This window comes from Brucella sp. IR068 (assembly GCF_049065885.1).
In the GTDB taxonomy this organism is placed as follows: Bacteria; Pseudomonadota; Alphaproteobacteria; order Rhizobiales; family Rhizobiaceae; genus Brucella; species Brucella intermedia.
Genome location: NZ_JBAKHE010000013.1, coordinates 62,278 through 80,394, shown reverse-complemented (window position 1 = coordinate 80,394; position 18,117 = coordinate 62,278). Strand labels below are relative to the sequence as shown.

Below are 18,117 nucleotides of genomic sequence, written 5' to 3'. Positions count from 1 at the left end.
TAGGCCGGGGCTTCGGGAACCGTTGGCCGATGCCAGCCTGATGCCAGACACGATGGGTACACCGAGCAAATGCGAGCAGGAAAAGGCACGGCAGATGCGAATTCTGGTGGTTGAGGATGAACGCGAACTGGCGTCGATGTTGGAACAGGTTCTAACGTCGCAAAACATGGTGGCGGACACTGTCGCTACCTGTGCTGAAGCCGAACATATGCTCGCGGAAGATTGCTACGATGCCGTCATTCTGGACCGCCGTCTGCCCGACGGGGATGGATTGTCCGTGCTGCGAAGATTGCGCGGCCGCGGCAGTTCGATCCCGGTTCTGGTTCTGACTGCAAATGGCGATTTGCCGGATCGCATTCACGGCCTCGATAGCGGTGCTGACGACTATCTGGGCAAACCCTTTGCTTTCGATGAACTCATGGCGCGGTTGCGGGCAATATTGCGCCGCAATGGCGATGTTCGCCCTGACATTGTCCGACTCGGCCGTGTGTCCTTTGATTTCATCGCCCGCGAGGCTTTTGTGGGCGAGACTCCGCTTTCCATGCCGCGCCGGGAACTGCTTGTGCTTGAGGCCTTGATGCGCCGAAAAGGACGTATGGTGCAAAGGCCAGTTCTGATGGAAGCGGTTTTCGGCATGAACGATGAAGTGGAGCCAAACGCTCTCGACACGCATGTCTCGCGCGTGCGTCGAAAGCTGGCAGCGGCGGCTGCGGGCGTCACGCTGAACGGTGTGCGGGGTGTGGGCTATCTTTTGCGCGAGACCGTTAATTGAAAAAACTACCCTCTTCTCTGAAGTGGCAGCTTATTACTCGGATCGTCTTCGCACAGGCGTTTATCGTTCTATCAGCGCTGGCACTTTTCGTTGCATTTCTCTGGCTGTCGGGTTTTGTTCACGAACGCTACGATCGAGGCGTAATAGACGTCATCAAGGAGGCGGTGAGCCGTGACGGGGACGGGCATCTAACCCTGAAAAACACGTCTGGACTGGCGGCGTTGCGTCGAGATGAAAAATCGCTCTGGTTTATCATTCACGATGCTTCCGGCAATCAGCTTATTGAAGGCACCGTGCCAGACGCCTACCGGACAATGAGCAACGCCCTGTCGAACGTGCTGGAAGCCCGTCTTGGCGACGATAAGGCCGGGGCTTCCAGGCCCGATGCCGTCATAAGACGGGAAGACACATCTGTGGGGCGCATTCTGATCATGGCAAGCACGGGAGGTGGTCTCACCTTCGGGCGGCTGGCCGAAGCGGTCGGGGAAGGATTCAAGATGCTCGTTCTTCCGGGTCTTCTCCTTGCCGCCATGGCAGCCTTGCTGGTCATTCCGCTGGTTGTGCGTATGACATTGAGGGGAGCCTCGGCAATCGCTGAGAAAGCCTCGCAAATCGAGCCTGAGCGGCGTGGAATCCGTCTGTCTACTGAGGATGTTCCTGCCGAGCTTTCACCATTGGTGGACGCGTTCAACGGCGCACTGGAGCGCCTTGATCAAGGATACTCGCGTCAGCAGCGTTTTTTGGCACAGGCGGCGCACGAATTGAGAACCCCGATCGCAATCCTCTCCGCCCGACTGCATGCCCTGCCGGAAAACGAAGTGAAATCTGGCCTCACGCGCGATGTGGCCCGGCTTGGAACTTTGGCGGGCCAGCTTCTCGACCTTCAGCGACTGGAAGGGCAGTCAAACAAGTTTCATGCGGTAGATATTGTCTCCGCTGCCCGGCAGGTGATTTCGGATATGGCGCCGCTCGCATTCGCTGCTGGACACGACGTGGTTTTCGATAACGATGCCGAAGTCATTAACGTCCGTGGTGATCGTCAGGCGATAGAGCGTGCCATTACCAATCTGTTTCAGAACGCGATTGATCATGGAGATAAGCAAGGGACGATTGCAATAAGCGTTCTGAGGCCAGCCGTGATTGAAGTTGCTGACGAGGGCAAAGGTATTCCTTCGGATATGAGAAGGAGCATCTTTGAGCCCTTTAGTCGCCTTGATGACCAAGGCCCCGGGGCGGGCCTTGGGCTTAATCTTGTCCAACAGATCATGGCGCTTCATGAGGGAACCATTGAAGTGGGTGAAGCCAGCTCGGGCGGCGCACGCATGAGGCTGGTCTTTCCTCAAACTGTTTCATCTTCAAACCGGTAGGCGATCTGCGGCAGGCCTGTTAATTATTGCCCTTGCGCGTAATCAGGTTCGCTCCAATTTTCCAGAAAGCGATTTTTGTGTTGCTGCGTCGGCTGCCGCATCCTTCGTTAATTGCGGGATCGGCGGGAATCCGAAACCCAAACGGGGGAAAGGGAACTCCGCCACGATCAAGCCAATACGCATTCAGATCCGGCAGCTTTCTTTTTCGCCGTTTCGAGGTGCGGTGATTGATGACATGGTTGGAGTTGCTGACTGCAATCAGATAGGAAGTGGCGCCGTGCGCTATCAAACCTTTCAGCACGAGCATGATCGCATCTTTCGGTCGCAAACCGCCGAGATCACGGGTTGCGGAAATTACCGCGCGTTTGGCGTCTGCACGGGCCGACCCTTGCAATCCGCCGACGATCAGACTGTATGATTGGCCCGGACGACGCACGAACACGAAGCTCGCCATGCAGAGAAGTGCGTCATCTGTCGCGTCCACCAGGCGCACCGTAAACGCGCCTTCGTGCCGACTGCCGCAATGATCGGAAAGCAGCAATTGGAGGTGATACGCGCGTTCCCGGCCACAAATCGTCCCAAGCTCGATCTTTTCGCCTCGCCAGAGCGCTTGCAATACGTGTGGGCACAATAACTGCCGTGCCAGTTCGAAATGCTGGGTGAGAATGTTGAACCGGGTTTTCCACGCCATCCGATGCACGAGGAATGACGAGAGGGATTTGCGGATAAGATCGTCGTGAGGCGGAGCGAAGGTGTGCTGCTCGGTGTATTCACCGAGAAATCTAAGCCAGCGAAGAGTGAGTCTAGGCGACAGACTGCTTCTAAGCATGAAAGCCAGAGTTTTGCGGAACTTCAGTCGCGAAAAAATGCTGACCGTCTGCCGCAACATCGAATGGGAAGCAGCCAGATGCTTCAGGGGCACATTCTGGTTGCTTGGCTCGGCACTATGATGGGGTTGGCCTGGTTCAGGCCTTCTTGTGGCGGACGTCGAATGGGAAAGTTGTTCAGCCAGCATGATCATTGTCCGTTACGGCGGGTAGGATGCGTGCCGGAATTTTCGTCAGCTTTGTCAAGGTTCGATGGAGAATTGTCGTGTGCTCGGCGAGCGTAAAACCGCATGCCGAATTGCTTTACGCCGTTGTCGATCGCCCTCGCCTGGCTGGAAATTCGTCGCCAGAGCCACATCATCAGGCACAGGACCAGCCCCCAGGCGACTATGACATCGGACAGGAAATGAGCGCCGAAGATAACCCTGTTGAAGGAAACGAAGAACAGGATCGGAACTGCGACCACAGTTCCTACGGATCGCCATTGCAAGGGAACGAAGACGATAAGCGACAGGGTTGCGGCGGCTACCGCGGCCTCGCCCGAGGGAAAGGAGCAACTGTGCCTGCAAGCGGCCGCATATTGCCATACGGGCGTAAAATCGGCGGTTCCACCGAATTCGACGATTTCGCGCGGACGAGCTCTTCCAATGGTGTTCTTCAGAAACTGTACTGTGACGAGCGGACCGACTAAAAAACTCAGCAGTACGAACAGGGCTTTATGCGGCGGGCAGAAGGAGAATTTGCGCGGCAAGAAGGCATACAAGCCCGTTGAGAGTAGCATCAAAGGCAAAAGGTAGATCAAGCCCTGCCGGTTTATATCGCGCACAGCTTTCAAAAACGGATTCTCAGACAATGGAAACCCATGGCCGTCCGCAAAAACGCGCGAGATGGTGAGGTCGACCGACGGAAACACCACGAGGATGAAGCTTGCAGCAAGAATAGAGCGAACCACAAACTGCGTCTGGCGGGACGCAGACTTGTAATGTTCGGGAACGCTGGCTGCCGAATGAGAATCGCTTGAGCCAAGGATAGTTTCCTGCATGTCGACACCTCGAAAGAGTTGAACGACCGCGATTTGAAGGCCGATTATCAAGACTCTGCGAAGATCGAACCGGCAAAGTGTCTAAAACCGATCTTCGGATGGCGCGCATATTGTTTGGAAATTGCACGTTGAGGATTTGCCGGTCATAGTCCGCGCAGATTTTACCGGGATTATTATCAACGACCTATATCTGGAGCCGCCAGTGGACAACAGTCTCGTTCTTATTGTGGAGGATGAGCCGGAAATTGCGCAAATCCTGGATGCCTATCTCGTGCGGGAGGGCTATCGCACGGTGCGGGCCGCCGATGGCGAAACGGCGCTGCAACATCACGCGCTGCTGTCGCCGGATATCGTTCTGCTCGATGTTCGCATTCCCAAGCTTGATGGTTTTGCCGTGCTTGCACGTCTGCGACAAACCAAAAACACGCCGGTCATCATGGTGACCGCGCTGGCCGAAGACATAGACCGGCTCAGCGGACTTCGCCTCGGTGCGGACGATTATGTCGTCAAACCCTTCAATCCGCAGGAGGTTGTAGCTCGCGTCAAGGCGGTGCTCCGCCGTACAAAAGGCGATCAGCAGGAGACGCTCCGCCGCTTCGGGGCGATTGAAGTGGATTTCAATGCCTACTCGGCTTTCGTCAATTGTAACGGAGAACGGATTGCCCTCCAATTAACACTCAGCGAATTCAGAATTCTTGCTTACATGGTGCGACGTCCCACGCACGCCTTCGACCGTGCCGATATTCTCGATGCCTGCCTGCCGGAAAGCGACGCGCTGGTCCGCACGGTGGATACGCACATATCCAATCTGCGAAAGAAGCTCGAAGCACTTGGGCAGAAGGATTTCTTCCCCGCCGTCCGTGGCATCGGTTATCGCTTGGCAGACCCCAAATGAAGCTACCCACGCTCCCTCTTGCCACGCTGACTGCCATCATAATTGCTGCCATGCTGGTGCTCAGTGTCGGACTGGCCTATCTGGGGGTGACCTCTTATGCCGCTTATCTGGAAGAGGGCGTAGTAAAGAGCCTGCCCGCCAATGCGGCGCAGGCTTACCGCGATATGAATTCCGGCATCGTTCCGGAACCTGCCGCGATCAGGGAACTGTTCGACCATCTTGATGGTCTTTCTGATCCGGTCGACTTTCAGCTCTACTTGTCCGTGCTTGTCTGCGGTCTGTTTTCGGCGCTTATTTGCAGTGTCATCGGAATATATCTGGCGCGACGGATCGCTCGGCCTCTGGAGCAGCTGACGCAGGTAGCGGAGGGGCTAAAATCGGGGGACTTTACCGTCCGGCTGGCGGAATCTCATACGAGCACGGTGGAGGTCAAGAGCCTTATCGAAAGCTTCAATGCATTGGCAACCAGCCTTGAAACTATGGAAGAACGTCTGCGCTTCAACAATATGGCTGTAGCACATGAGTTGCGCACACCACTGACCATATTGCGTGGCTCCATGCAGGGCATGGTGGACGGCGTATTTCCGATGGACACGAAGACGGTGGCGAGCCTTTTGCTGCAGGTGGAGGGGTTGTCCCGTCTTGTCGAGGATCTGCGAACGCTGTCGCTGGCGATAGGACAAAAACTCGTCATGGACCGCGAGCGCTTTGAAGTGGCGGAACTGGTGGACGCCGTAATCGATTCAGCCAAGCCGATGCTCGAAGCAAGCAAGCTTACTGTCGAAAAGGAATTGTCGCCAAGGACAGCGATAGCCGATCGCCAGCGTATTCGGCAGGCCATACTCGCGCTTCTGGAAAATGCCTGCCGTTATGCTGCCGGTGGCGGAGTGTTGCGATGCCAGACTGAACTGACCACTGATGGCTTCATCGCCATACGCGTCCTGGATCGAGGTCCCGGCTTTCCTGAAAATATGGGCGACATAAACGTCAATCCCTTCTGGCGAGGGGACGCGTCTCGTTCGCGGGCCACCGGAGGAACCGGACTGGGCCTTTCGGTTGTGCAGGCGATAGCGGCAGCCCATGGTGGAAAGCTCGAACTCCAAAACCGGCCTGGCGGGGGCGCCATCGTATCCATTCTTATTCCTGGGGACTCTGCAGAGCGTTGCTCCTGATTGCCGCAGCGCACCTCAGAGGGCTTGGCGCGCGCTTCGCACAAAGGGGGTTGTTTTCCAAACCCTGCTCGCCGAATCCTCAACGCCATCAAATTCTCGAAAAGTTCGCAGTCACGTCGGAACTGGAGGGGCTGCCCGAGCACGTGCGGCGCAGCGCTTTACCACGGACGACAAACTCGCCCTGTTGGCGGCTCATGAACCATGCGCAAATTCCGCGAACAGCGAGGATAAAGACCGCTATTATTACGATAATGAGCAGTTCCATAAGGTTATCTACGCCGCCAGTCATTGGGGCTTCCTTGCCGAACAATGCCTCATGCTGCACATATGCCTGCGACCTTAACGGCGCTTACAATTGCGCATCCATAATCGTATGCGTACTTCAATTCAGGAACACACTGAAATCCTTGATGCTATCGTTGCAGGCGACGCCTCTGCCGCTCGTGAACTGCTTCGCAATCATGTCGCAATTCAAGGCGACCGCTTCAATGATCTGATGTCAACAATAGCAAGTGCATTTAGTCGGAAAGAGTAATCTTCGGAGATGAACTGGGAGTCCTGCTTAGACCTTTTACAGGGTGATGAGTTTGATCGCTGTCGCAGTTACTCAGTGCGAAAGAGTGACATATCATCGCAATCGCCCGCCTGATTGGTCTGAAGACCGGGAAGGGCAGTTTGATCTAGTCATTCATTTGGTAGCATGCTCGGGAAGAATGGCAATATTTCATGCAACGACCTGATGAGACTCATTCTCCCGTTTTCGGCGCGACTTCCCATCGAAAGGCGGGTCACGCTATGCCGTCATAGAATAGCTATCAGGGCCTCGGCTGCGTCTCCGTCTATAATCAGGCCGTTCACGATCCCGCTCTTGAGCAGTGCTTTGGCGGCAACGGCCTTCTCCTGCCCGGCGATGAGCAGGACCACCTGAACCTTCTTCAAGTCGGCGAAGCTCAGAGCAATGGTCCGCTGGTTCATCTCGTGTTCGACCTGCTGCCCGTTCTCGTCAAAGAAGATGCCGTTGGTGTCGCCGATGGCGCCGGCAGCACGCAGGCTTTCCAGTTCGGATTTGCTCAACATGTTCTGGCGGCGCAGCAGCGAATCCTCTGTCAGTTCACCGGCACTGATGAAGCAGACGGAAGCGGTACGGGCAATTTCCAGCGCGCGTGCCACAGAGCGTTGGGAGATGAGAACTTTTCGATCTTCGGCGGAATCGGCGATGAAGGGTACAGGAAGGAAGAAGCCTTGTCCGCCTGTCCGCCGCGCCAGCATATGCACAACTTCGAACGGATTATAGGCGGAGTTTGCGGTCAGCGATCCCATCACGGAAATGAAGCGCGCCTGCGGTGCACGTACACCAGCAAGTTGCAGCGTCATCTGTTCTATGGTTCGCCCCCAGCCGGTGCCGATTGTTGCATCCTCATGATCGGCCAGAAAGCTTTTCAGATAGGTGGCGGCTGCAACACCGACAGCTCGGAATGATACCTGTTTGCGGATTTCAGAGGCAGTGTCGTCATCGGATTGAAAGCCAAATGGCGGTGTTGAAATACAAAAATCCAGACCGTACTGACGCATCAGCTCATTTTCCACGGGCAATGTGCCAGCGTTCTGATGGTCGATGGAGATGCTGACGAGACCGCTTTCGCGGGCTTCGCCCAGTATCTTGTTTACACGGGCCCGGGTCAGGCCGAGACGGGATGCTGTCGCCTCCTGGTTGAATCCTCCAACATAGTAGAGCCACGCCACGCGCACCATGAGGCTGTCTTCGGATTCGCTCATCTGTCTCTCTTTCGATTTTTCATTCACCAAATTACAAATGTATTTCTATTTGACATTTGTAATTTGGTGACGCTTAATACCAATCGTTCCGGCGGACAAGAGCGCGAAAGGGCAGTGAGGTCAATCGGAAACGAAACTGGCGCAAGGCGACGGAATGGTGGTTCTGGAGGAGCAGAAACAGGCATTCGCCGATGCGACAGAAGGGGAGAACGGCGGAGCGCCGATGGCGCTTTTCGCGATGGTCACGGTCCAGTTCGACGTCAAGCGAACTGAATGTGCCTGCAAGCAGCAATCAAAGTCGGATGTGGAGCCAACCACATGGCTTTTGGGAGGAAAAAATGGGTTCTGGATTTTTCAAGAAAGCAGTGGCTGTCACGGCCCTTGCCATGCTTATGGGCACGGCAAGCGCTTCAGCTACAAATGTAGCCTGGGTGCATTCCAACGCTGCTGCGCAGTCCGAGCAGCGCGCAAAGGCGGGCTTTGATGCCTGGCTCAAGGAGACGAACAAGGACTGGAGCATAAGCGTGCTTGATAGCGGTGGCTCCGGTGAGCGCACGGCGTCGAACATTCAGGATGCGGCCTCGCGCGGGGTGGATGCGATCATCGTCAGCATGTCGGATTTGCGCGCTTCACGCGCTGCCATCGATTCCGCTGTTGCGGCCAAGATTCCGGTTTTCGCTATCGATAGCGGCCAGGTCGACGGTGTGGTGGTGGATGTGACCACCAATAACTGGGCAATGTCGGCCGATGTGTCGCCCTTTTTGCTCAATGAGATGGGCGGCAAGGGCAATCTTGTCTTCCTGCGTATGGCTGAGCACCATGGCACGCGCAAGCGCGGCGACGTGATGGAGACCGTGCTGAAGGAATACCCGGAAGTAAAGGTAATCGCTGAGCATAATATCGACTACACGGCGTTCTTCGAAGACACGACCAAGACCATGCAGGACTATGCATCGCGCTTTGGCGAGGAGATCAATGCGGTCTGGGCCCCATGGGATGAGCCTGCACAGGCCGCGATCAACGCGCTGAATGCCGCTGGTCTGAAGAATGTCAAAGTGATTGGCATTGACGGCCATCCGCAGGCCATCGAAGAAGTTTGCAAGCCTGACAGCCTGATGATCGCGACGGTCTCGCAGCCATTCGAAAAGATGGGTGCGCAGACTGGCGAATGGATCGAGAGCATAGTGGTCAAGAAGGATGACGCCGCGAAGGTCATTCCGTCGAAGACCGTTTATCTCGATGCGCCTCTCGTCACCAAGCAGAACTGCAAGGACTTCCTCCCGAAGAAGTAGGCAAGCCCTCAACGTTGCCTGCATCTGGCCGGAGCGTGATCGTTCCGCGCTCCGGCCCCTTTTGGAATAGATTGAATTCATGGGAGTTCTCCGATGGCGGTAAGCCTGTCGCAGATCGTTATGTCCTATCCCGGAACGCTGGCACTGGATCAGGTGAGCGCTGAGTTTCGGTTTGATGAGGTGCATGGACTGATCGGAGAAAACGGCGCGGGAAAGACCACTCTGGTCAGCATTCTTGGCGGTAGCAAAAGCCCGACATCCGGCACAATCACCATTGATGGTGCGCCGGTGAAGCTGACAAGCGCCGGGGATGCGCTGCGCAAAGGCATCGCGCATGTATCGCAGGAGGGCAGTCTCGTGCCCGGGCTGACCGGCGCAGAGAATATTCTGCTTGGCGACGAGCCCCGGCTTGGGCTCGGTGTCATTGATAAGCGCAAACTGCTGTCGCGTGCCTGCGAACTGCTCAGGCGCTGGTTTCCGCAAGTTTCCATCGATCTCGACCAGCAGGTCGACATGCTGCCGATGGCTGACCAGAAGATCATCGAGATTGTTCGCGCACTGCGTGGCGATGTCCGGCTGCTCATCCTTGACGAGCCCACGGCCACCTTGCCTGCACGCGAAAAGGAAAGCCTCTGGGAGATTATCAGGACTTTGCCGCAGCAAGGGGTTGGCATCGTGTTGATCAGCCATTTCCTCTCGGAAATAAAAGCACTGAGCGATAGAATTACGGTCCTGCGCGACGGCCGACATGTTGCGACGCTTCGGGCTGCTGAAGCGAGCGAAGCCGGGCTGATTGATCTGATGCTGCAACGCACTGGCGGAAAAACGGCGATGGCGTCGGAGAGCAGCCAAAATCGCAGTTTCGGCCCCGTGGTTCTGGAAGTGAGTGACTGGCGTGCAGGCAATGTCGAAGTTGACAAATTTTCCATCCGTGCCGGTGAAATCGTCGGCCTGATCGGTTTGACCGGTGCCGGCCATTTTGGCTTCGCTCGTTCGCTCTATGCGGGGAGTGGTGTCACCAGCGGCAGCTGCCGTTTTCGGGGCGACGCCATCGCCCGGATCGATGCGCGTTCCATGCAGAAAAAAGGCGTCGCTCTGGTCCCCGATCACCGCATGGAATACTCGCTGATCGGCGATTGGGATGTGCGTGAAAACCTTGCTATGGTGCATCCGTCATTTGCGGCCATGGGCGGCACGGGCGTGCTGTCGATGCGCCGTGAAGCGCAGGAAGCCGACCGCACCATGCAGCTTTTGAACGTGAAGGCGCATTCGCGCAATCAGTTCGTGAAGGACCTGAGCGGCGGCAACAAGCAGAAGGTTTCTATCGGCAAGTGGCTGTACGGCGCAGACGACCACTACCGGCTGATGATTTTCATCGAACCCACCGAGGGTGTCGACATTGGGGCCAAGCGTGAAATTCATGCTCAGATGCGCCGGCTCGCCGACAAGGGCGTGGCAATTCTGGTCACTTCGTCCGACCTGCTGGAAATTGCTGACGTGGCAGACCGCGTCATCCCCTTCGTGAACGGTTCTACGGGTGCTGAAATTCCGCGTGAGGCCTTTTCCGAAGCGAAGTTCATTGCCGCAATGGCAGGAGTTATCCAATGAATACACAAAACCCCGCCGTTGCCCCACGATCGTCGCGTCACGCGCAGAGCTTTGGCAAGAAGCTTAAGGGTGAATGGCTGCTGAAATATTCAACGCTCTTCGTGTTGCTCCTGCTGTTCGTGGGCTTTTCGCTGACAGTGGACCGCTTTCTGACGGCCAACAATCTGCTCAACATCCTCCAGCAGATTGCCATGCTCACCATCGTCGGCGCGGGCCTGACCTTCGGCTTCGCCGCGCGCGAAATGGACCTTTCGGTCGGCTATATGGTCGGCATGGCCGGTATTGTGGTGCCGCTGCTGCTGGTTGCGGGCACGCCTTTGCCATTGGCGTTGCTGGCCGGATTGGGGGCAGGATTTGTCGTCGGTGCCGTCAATGCGGCGCTCGTCACCCTGGTCGGCGTACCCTCACTGATTGCGACGCTGGCAGTAGGCTCCATTCTATATGGGATCAACTTTCTGATGACGGGCGGACGCGCGATCTATGGCGGGCTTCCGGCCAGCTATCTCTGGCTGGGACAGGGGCAGCTCTTTGGTGTTCCCGTGCTTGCCTATGCCATGGTCGTCGTGGTGTTCGTCGCCTGGTTCCTGATGGAGCGCACGGTCTTCGGTCGTTACATTTACGCTGTGGGCGGCAACCTCAAGGCTGCGGAGCTGTCTGGCGTGAACGGTCGCTTCTATCGCGCCGCCGCCCTGATCGTCTGCTCGATTTTCGCAGCCGTTGCAGGGGCGCTTCTGGCAGCGCGCCTCGGCTCCGGCCAGCCGAATGCCGGCGAGCGCTATCTCCTCGACGGTTTAGCTACGGTATTCATCGGCATGACCATGTTCCGTCCCGGTACGGCGACGGTTGCCGGAACTTTCTTCGGCGCGCTGTTTATCGGCGTCATCAATAACGGCCTCAATCTGATTGGCATGGATACGTATATCCAGAGCATCGTGAAGGGCCTCATCATTCTCGTCGCGGTCGCGGTTGTCTCGCGTACCACCAAACTAAAGCTCCTGTGAGGGCATTGAACCGGACATCATGAAACATTTGCAACAGACAGGTCTGTCGGAGGCGCACGTGCAAAATCCGAGTAACTCCAATCTTCTCGAACTCTATCGAACGATGCGCCGCATCCGCACCTTTGAAGAACGCGTCGGCGAACTCTTCGTGCGCGGCCAGACGGCAGGTTCGATGCTTCACCTTTCCATTGGCGAAGAAGCCGCTGCCGCCGGTGTGTGCGCCGCCATGCAGCCACAGGACACATTTACGACGCATCATCGCGGCCATGGCATCTTTCTCGCCCGCGGCGCCGATCCCAGGCAGATGATGGCCGAAATCGGCGGCAAGGAAACCGGCTATTGCCATGGCAAGGGCGGCTCCATGCACATTGCCGACATGGCACTCGGTCATCTTGGGGCCAACGCTATCGTAGGCGGCGGTATCCCATCTGTTGTCGGGGCAGGCCTGTCGAGCAAATACCTGAAGAAAAATTCCGTTTCGCTCGCATTCTTTGGCGACGGCGCGATGCAGCAGGGCATTCTCTATGAGAGCATGAACATGGCCGCCCTGTGGGGCCTGCCGGTGGTCTTTGTCTGCATCAACAACCAGTACGGCATGGGAACGCGCGTCGATCAGGCGACCGCCAACACCGCCTTTGATCAGCGGGCCCACGCATTCGGCCTCAACGGAAGGGTTGTCGATGGCATTGATGTCGAGGAGGTCAAGCACGCTGCCCAGGGATTGATCGATGATGCGCGGCTCGGCAAGCCGGGCTTCCTGTCTGTCACCTGCTATCGGTTCTTTGGTCATGCGCGCATGGATAAGAGCCCATACCGCGCAGAGGCGGAAGAACTCGAAGGTCGCAAGAAAGATCCTGTAAAATTCACGCGCGACCAGCTCTTATCCTCCGGTTTCGCGCAGGAAGCCTCACTTGACGCCATGGATAGCGACATTGCTGCCGAGATGGACGCCACCATCGACTTCACCGTCGAATCCAAGGCGCCGCCGCTCACTTCCATGTTCAAGGATGTTTATGCGGTAGGGGAGCCCGAGCCCGAACCTGTCCGCACCCGTATCGACCGCATACTTTCCAAGGATGAAGCATAATGGTTGCCATGACTTACCGCGACGCGCTGCGCAAAGCGCTGGATGACGCCATGGCGGAAGACAACACCATCGTCGTGATCGGCGAGGAGGTCGGGCGCTATGGTGGTGCCTATGGCGTTACGAAGGACCTTATCGGAAAGTACGGTCCTGAACGCCTGATCGATACGCCCATATCCGAACCGGCTATTGTTGGTACGGCGGTCGGGGCTGCGATGACGGGGCTGCGGCCAGTTGCCGAGCTGATGTATATCGATTTTCTCGGCATGACGATGGACCAGCTTGCCAATCAGGCAGCAAAGATACGCTACATGTTCGGTGGGCAGATCGGCGTGCCGATGGTGCTGCGCACCCAGGGCGGTACCGGACGCTCCGCCGGTGCCCAGCATTCCCAGAGCCTTGAGGCATGGATAATGCATACGCCAGGTCTGCGCCTTGCCATGCCCGCCACAGTCCAGGATGCCTATCATCTGCTGCGCCAAAGCCTGACGAAGCCTGATCCCGTGGTCTTCATCGAGCACAAGGCGCTTTACACCCGCAAGGAAGAAGTCGATCTCGACGCCGAGCCGCTTGAATGGGGCAAGGCTGCGGTGCGCCGCACCGGCAAGGATCTCGTTATCATCACCTATTCGCGCCAGCTTCATTATGCACTCGATGCCGCCGAGAAACTTTCCGCGAAGGGCATCGAAGCGACGGTCGTCGATCTTCGGACGCTTAACCCGCTCGATTTCGACACAGTGCGTGAACATGTCGAGCGTGTCGGCAAGGCAATGGTGGTTTCCGAAGGTGTCATGACTGCAGGCGTTGCGGCCGAGCTGGCCGCTCGCATTACCGAGGAATGTTTCGACTATCTCGAACAGCCCGTTGTACGTGTCGCCGGTGAAGATATTCCGATTTCGGTTTCGCAGGAGTTGGAAACCGGAAGCGTTCCGACGCCCGATTTCATTCGTTCCGTTGCCGAGAAGATGCTGTCATGACCGAACGGATTCTCAAAATGCCACGCCTTGGCGAGACAATGGAGGAAGGCAGGATCGTCGGCTTCCTCGTCAAGCCGGGGGACAGTTTCAAGCGCGGGGATTCCATAATAGAAATCGAAACGGACAAGACCGTGGCTGAGTTTCCCGCCTTGGGTGACGGTACGTTGAACGAATGGATCGGAGCTATTGGCGATCAGGTCATGGTTGGTGCGCCATTGGCGCGTATCGATATCGGCGATGGTCCCGACTGGACGGATGAAGGTGGCGAAAGCGCGCCTTCTCCTGAAGAACCGGCTGCGTTGCACCCCGCACGCGCAGCCGGTTCGCAGAACGAACGCGTTGTCACCGACCTCGCTATGCCGCGTCTTGGTGAAACGATGGCAGAAGGCCGTATCGTTCGCTGGCTGAAGAACGCAGGCGAGAGCTTCGAGCGCGGCGAGGCCGTGCTTGAGATCGAGACAGACAAAACCGTTGCGGAGTTTCCGGCACTGGCGAGTGGAACGCTTGTCGATATCTTGCGCGAGGAAGGCGAGATGGTCACGGTTGGCGAGACCATAGCCCGTATCGAAGTGGCCGCTGCAGTTGCGGCAACGCCTGAAGTGGCGGTGCACAAGGCTGAACCCATTCGGCCTGAAGCCAAAGCGTTAGCCGCCAGACAGATGACTCCGGCAAGAGAGGGCGAGCGGGTCCGGGCCACGCCGCTTGCTCGCAAGGTTGCCCGCCAGAATGGCATCGACATCAATTCGCTTTCGGGTAGCGGACGCCGGGGGCGGATCGAGAAAGAAGACGTGCTGGCGGCGTCGAGCAATTCGAATTCAAACAGCGCTGTGCACTTTGCCGATCTGGCGAATGGCCGTGTCGCCTATCTGGATCAGGGTCCCCAAAATGCCCGCACAATCCTGTTGCTGCACGGTTTCTCTGGTGACCGGACGACCTGGACCGGTATTGCATCGGGTCTGCGCCGGGCGAATTTCAGGGTAATTGCGCCCGATCTTCCTGCTCACGGACTGACGACCATCAATGCGACGAATGCGGATGAACTCAGCGCATTCCTGCCCGCATTCCTCGACGCTCTGGGCATTGCCGAGGTGGATGTCGTTGCGCATTCTCTTGGAGCCGTCGTAGCTGCACAATTTGCAGCTGTGCATGTGAGCCGTGTTTCGAGCTTGACGCTGATCGCTCCTGCCGGCCTCGGTTCTGACGTGGACGTCGGATTCATTTCCGGCATGGCCCATTTAACAACGGCAGGCGAGGTCAGCCATCTGCTGCGTCGTATCGTTGCCAAGCCCGCAGAGCTTTCGCCGGAACTGGCGGCGAAGTTTGCTAAAACCATGGCCCAAGGGCGTCTCAAGGCGCTGGCAGCAGCCATTGTGGCCCCTACAGGGCAAAAGATCGATATTGTTCCGGGACTGGAAAAGCTTTCCCGCGCGAAACCGGTACGTGTTCTGGTCGGTCTTCTGGATCGCATCATTCCATGGCAACAGGCGACGACACTTCCGCCTTCCATTGCGGTGCATTTTCTCGGCCAGTCCGGCCATATGCCGCAATGGGATCAGGCCAAGGACGTTCTCGATCTGATTTTGAGTTCCATCGGAGGTTCCCATGACTGAGGACGTCAGGCTTCGTCTCAAGGAAGCGCAGGCTCGGCTCGGCGCTTTTGCGAAAGCTGCGCCCGAATTGATGACTGGCTTCGCCAAGGTCAGCAAAACCGCAACCGCTGCCGGCGCGTTTTCGTCCGGCCAGCGCGAATTGATCGCTGTCGGTATTGCCGTCGTGAAGGGATGCGAAGATTGCATCCTTTACCACGTGGATGCAGCGATCCGGCATGGAGCAAGCGAGCAGGAACTGATCGAGGCGCTTGAGGTAGCCGTTGAAATGGGCGGCGGACCGGCTGTCATGTATGCGGGCAAGGCGCTGGAAGTGTTTCGGAGCCTGAGTTGAAACATGCGCGATGAGGTATGCGAAGACTGGAGGAGTTTTCGCATCTGCCTCGGGAGGAGTTGAATGGCTTATTTTCTCACCGCCGATGGAGGAACGGAAAGTGTCCGCGCGCGGGTTTACGATCTTTCGGGCACGTGCCTTGCAAGTGCCGCAGTTCCTTATGAGACCAAGTTTTCCAGCGGCGCTCGTGCCGAGCAGAACCCCGAAGACTGGTGGTCAGGCTTTGTAACGGCTGCGCGCAAGGCGATTGCGGATTCGTCCGTCGACCCGTCCGCGATAGAAGCAATCACGCTGGCGACGACGAGCTGCACGGTCGTGGCTCTGGACGCGGCTGGTAAACCGCTGCGTCCATCGATCATCTGGATGGACGTTCGAGCAAGTGCCGAGGCCGATGCTGTCCTTGCCACTGCGGATATTGCCTTGCAGGCCAATGGCGGGGGGCGAGGACCGGTTTCGGCGGAATGGATGATCCCGAAAGCACTGTGGCTCGCGCGGAATGAGCCGGAGATATTCGAAAAAGCAGATACGATCTGCGAGTATCAGGATTTCATGACACTGCGCCTGACCGGTGAAAAAGCTGCCAGTCTGAACAACGTGTCGCTCCGCTGGCACTATTCGACGGATCGCGGCGGTTTCCCGGTCACACTCCTGGAGAAACTCGGCCTCAGTGATCTATTGCAGAAATGGCCTTCTCGCGTGGTCGCACCCGGAGAGGTCATCGGCGGGCTGTGTGCAACCGCTGCTTCCGAACTCGGCCTCTCGCAGAGCCTAAAGGTAGTGCAGGGGGGCGCTGATGCACTTATCGGCATGATAGGACTGGGCGTGGCCAAGCCCGGTCAGCTTGCGCTGATAACCGGCTCGTCCCACTTGCAATTTGGTGTTGCGGACAAACCTTTGCACGCGCCGGGCATATGGGGCAGCTATCCCGACATGGTCTATCCGGGACGCTATATTATCGAAGGCGGGCAGACTTCCACCGGCTCGATCATCGCATGGCTCGGACGCCTGATGAACGGGACCATGGACATGGAAGCGCTCAACGCCAAGGCGGCTGCGCTGGAGCCGGGCGCTGAAGGGCTTCTGGTGCAGGATCATTTTCAGGGCAACCGCACGCCCTATACCGATGCCTTGTCTCGTGGTGCAATCGTCGGACTGACGCTGGCGCATGAACCGCATCATATCTTCCGTGCCATCATGGAAGGTATCAGTTTCGGCACCCGTACTATTCTTGATGCCATGGCTGAAGCCGGTTATCGAGGCCAGGAAATCACCGTCGGCGGCGGTGCGAGCGCGTCCCCGCTCTGGCTGCAAATCCATGCCGACACTGCGGCCTTGCCTGTCTGTGTGCCGCAGTCACGCGATGCGCCTTCCGTGGGAGCTGCGGTGCTCGCTGCGCATGGAGCAGGCCATTTCGCAACCATCGATGAGGGTATTGCCGCCATGGTAAAGCCCGGCAAGCGCATAGAGCCGCGTCCGCGCGAGATGGCTCTCTACAATGAAATCTATCAGCAATATCGGGCGCTTTATCCGGCATTGAAAGCCGTTCGGGCTACCTGAAACATTGTCGCGGGAGGACTGAATGCTCACTGATTTTCAACTGACCGGCAAGCACGCCGTTATTACAGGTGGCGCGCGGGGTATCGGGCGTGCGATTGCCGAGCTTTTCGTTGAAGCCGGCGCGACGGTCATCATCACCGACCGCGACGAAGCGGCTGCCAGGCAGGCGGCTGCGGAACTCAATGCCCGTCGTCCTTCTTCTGCGAGCATGTACATTCTGGACGTGACCGACCGCGATGCGGTGGAGCGAACCGCCGATGCTATTGCCGCGGAGTTTGGCGTCCCGGACGTCCTCGTCAACAATGCGGGCATCGTTCGCAACAGTCCCGCGAGCGAAACATCCGAAGCGGACTGGCACGCTGTAATCGACATCAATCTTAACGGCGTCTTTTATTGTGCCCAATCCTTCGGCAAGCGCATGGCCGCTGTCGGACGCGGCACTATCGTCAATATTTCGTCGATGTGCGGCGAGATCGTCGTCTATCCGCAGCCGCAGGTTGCCTACAACGCCGCTAAAGCCGGAGTAAACCTCATTACCAAGTCCTTGGCTGTGGAATGGGCAAAGCAGGGCGTTCGCGTCAATGCGGTTGCACCCGGCTACACCGCGACGGAACTGACGCTTGCTGGCCGCAGCAATGAGGAATGGTTCTCAACCTGGATGCGCATGACGCCACAGGGACGGCTGGGAGAACCGAGAGAGATCGCGAATGCCGTTCTGTTTCTGGCGTCCGATGCTGCAAGTTTTGTGACCGGCACCGTGCTTGCCGTGGATGGCGGCTATACCGCGCTTTGATTTTGGGAGAATG

At 57.4% G+C, this 18,117-nt stretch carries 16 protein-coding genes and 1 pseudogene; 14 read left to right on the top strand and 3 right to left on the bottom strand.

Annotated features, from left to right (window positions below):
• Positions 1-94 precede the first annotated feature (94 nt).
• A complete protein-coding gene (locus tag ACOWVS_RS19040; RefSeq protein WP_075041760.1) occupies positions 95-772 on the top strand; it encodes a response regulator transcription factor in 678 nt (225 codons plus the stop codon).
• A complete protein-coding gene (locus tag ACOWVS_RS19035) occupies positions 769-2,139 on the top strand; it encodes a sensor histidine kinase (RefSeq protein ID WP_075041744.1) in 1,371 nt (456 codons plus the stop codon). The genes ACOWVS_RS19040 and ACOWVS_RS19035 overlap by 4 nt, the downstream gene beginning before the upstream one ends.
• A 19-nt stretch (positions 2,140-2,158) precedes the next feature.
• Here ACOWVS_RS19035 and ACOWVS_RS19030 read toward each other — a convergent pair whose 3' ends face one another.
• Both ACOWVS_RS19030 and ACOWVS_RS19025 read right to left on the bottom strand, forming a co-directional pair.
• Positions 2,159-3,154 carry a DUF535 family protein gene (locus tag ACOWVS_RS19030; protein ID WP_247644425.1) on the bottom strand — a complete coding sequence of 332 codons (996 nt, stop codon included), beginning with the start codon at positions 3,152-3,154 and terminating at the stop codon, positions 2,159-2,161.
• A gap of 2 nt (positions 3,155-3,156) precedes the next feature.
• Entirely contained in the window at positions 3,157-4,008 is an 852-nt protein-coding gene (locus ACOWVS_RS19025) for a phosphatase PAP2 family protein (RefSeq protein ID WP_006471923.1), read from the bottom strand.
• A gap of 202 nt (positions 4,009-4,210) precedes the next feature.
• Between ACOWVS_RS19025 and ACOWVS_RS19020 the strand changes: the two genes are divergently transcribed.
• The 3 genes and pseudogenes from ACOWVS_RS19020 (at position 4,211) to ACOWVS_RS19010 (ending at position 6,610) form a co-directional block, all read left to right on the top strand.
• The gene (locus ACOWVS_RS19020) at positions 4,211-4,903 is read left to right on the top strand and encodes a response regulator (protein WP_036565313.1); all 693 of its coding nucleotides are present in this window, start codon (positions 4,211-4,213) and stop codon (positions 4,901-4,903) included.
• Positions 4,900-6,075, top strand: coding sequence for an ATP-binding protein (locus tag ACOWVS_RS19015; RefSeq protein WP_006469754.1), 1,176 nt, complete (start codon positions 4,900-4,902; stop codon positions 6,073-6,075). Before ACOWVS_RS19020 ends, ACOWVS_RS19015 begins: the two co-directional genes overlap by 4 nt.
• Before the next feature lie 184 nt (positions 6,076-6,259).
• A pseudogene (locus tag ACOWVS_RS19010) lies at positions 6,260-6,610 on the top strand (FCD domain-containing protein).
• Positions 6,611-6,876: 266 nt separating this feature from the next.
• Here ACOWVS_RS19010 and ACOWVS_RS19005 read toward each other — a convergent pair.
• Positions 6,877-7,851, bottom strand: coding sequence for a sugar-binding transcriptional regulator (locus ACOWVS_RS19005; protein ID WP_006471919.1), 975 nt, complete (start codon positions 7,849-7,851; stop codon positions 6,877-6,879).
• Between the two features lie 338 nt (positions 7,852-8,189).
• Here ACOWVS_RS19005 and ACOWVS_RS19000 point away from each other — a divergent pair, with 338 nt between their 5' ends.
• The 9 genes from ACOWVS_RS19000 to ACOWVS_RS18960 all read left to right on the top strand — a co-directional run bounded on the left by ACOWVS_RS19000 (position 8,190) and on the right by ACOWVS_RS18960 (position 18,104).
• Complete coding sequence (locus tag ACOWVS_RS19000; RefSeq protein ID WP_022568402.1) at positions 8,190-9,143, top strand: sugar ABC transporter substrate-binding protein; 954 nt, start codon at positions 8,190-8,192, stop codon at positions 9,141-9,143.
• 93 nt (positions 9,144-9,236) lie between these two features.
• On the top strand, positions 9,237-10,751 hold the full coding sequence (locus tag ACOWVS_RS18995; protein ID WP_021586465.1) for a sugar ABC transporter ATP-binding protein: 1,515 nt from the start codon (positions 9,237-9,239) through the stop codon (positions 10,749-10,751).
• Complete coding sequence (locus ACOWVS_RS18990) at positions 10,748-11,752, top strand: ABC transporter permease (protein WP_006469761.1); 1,005 nt, start codon at positions 10,748-10,750, stop codon at positions 11,750-11,752. Before ACOWVS_RS18995 ends, ACOWVS_RS18990 begins: the two co-directional genes overlap by 4 nt.
• Positions 11,753-11,810: 58 nt before the next feature.
• Complete coding sequence (locus tag ACOWVS_RS18985) at positions 11,811-12,839, top strand: thiamine pyrophosphate-dependent dehydrogenase E1 component subunit alpha (RefSeq protein ID WP_085979586.1); 1,029 nt, start codon at positions 11,811-11,813, stop codon at positions 12,837-12,839.
• Positions 12,839-13,813: an alpha-ketoacid dehydrogenase subunit beta gene (locus ACOWVS_RS18980; protein ID WP_006469763.1), complete on the top strand. Its 975-nt coding sequence runs from the start codon at positions 12,839-12,841 to the stop codon at positions 13,811-13,813. Before ACOWVS_RS18985 ends, ACOWVS_RS18980 begins: the two co-directional genes overlap by 1 nt.
• On the top strand, positions 13,810-15,423 hold the full coding sequence (locus ACOWVS_RS18975) for an acetoin dehydrogenase dihydrolipoyllysine-residue acetyltransferase subunit (protein WP_006469764.1): 1,614 nt from the start codon (positions 13,810-13,812) through the stop codon (positions 15,421-15,423). Before ACOWVS_RS18980 ends, ACOWVS_RS18975 begins: the two co-directional genes overlap by 4 nt.
• Complete coding sequence (locus ACOWVS_RS18970) at positions 15,416-15,754, top strand: carboxymuconolactone decarboxylase family protein (protein WP_021586467.1); 339 nt, start codon at positions 15,416-15,418, stop codon at positions 15,752-15,754. The genes ACOWVS_RS18975 and ACOWVS_RS18970 overlap by 8 nt, the downstream gene beginning before the upstream one ends.
• Positions 15,755-15,817: 63 nt before the next feature.
• Positions 15,818-17,311 carry an FGGY-family carbohydrate kinase gene (locus tag ACOWVS_RS18965; protein ID WP_006469766.1) on the top strand — a complete coding sequence of 498 codons (1,494 nt, stop codon included), beginning with the start codon at positions 15,818-15,820 and terminating at the stop codon, positions 17,309-17,311.
• 22 nt (positions 17,312-17,333) lie between these two features.
• Positions 17,334-18,104, top strand: a complete 771-nt coding sequence (locus ACOWVS_RS18960; RefSeq protein WP_006469767.1) for an SDR family NAD(P)-dependent oxidoreductase — start codon at positions 17,334-17,336, stop codon at positions 18,102-18,104.
• Positions 18,105-18,117: the final 13 nt, after the last annotated feature.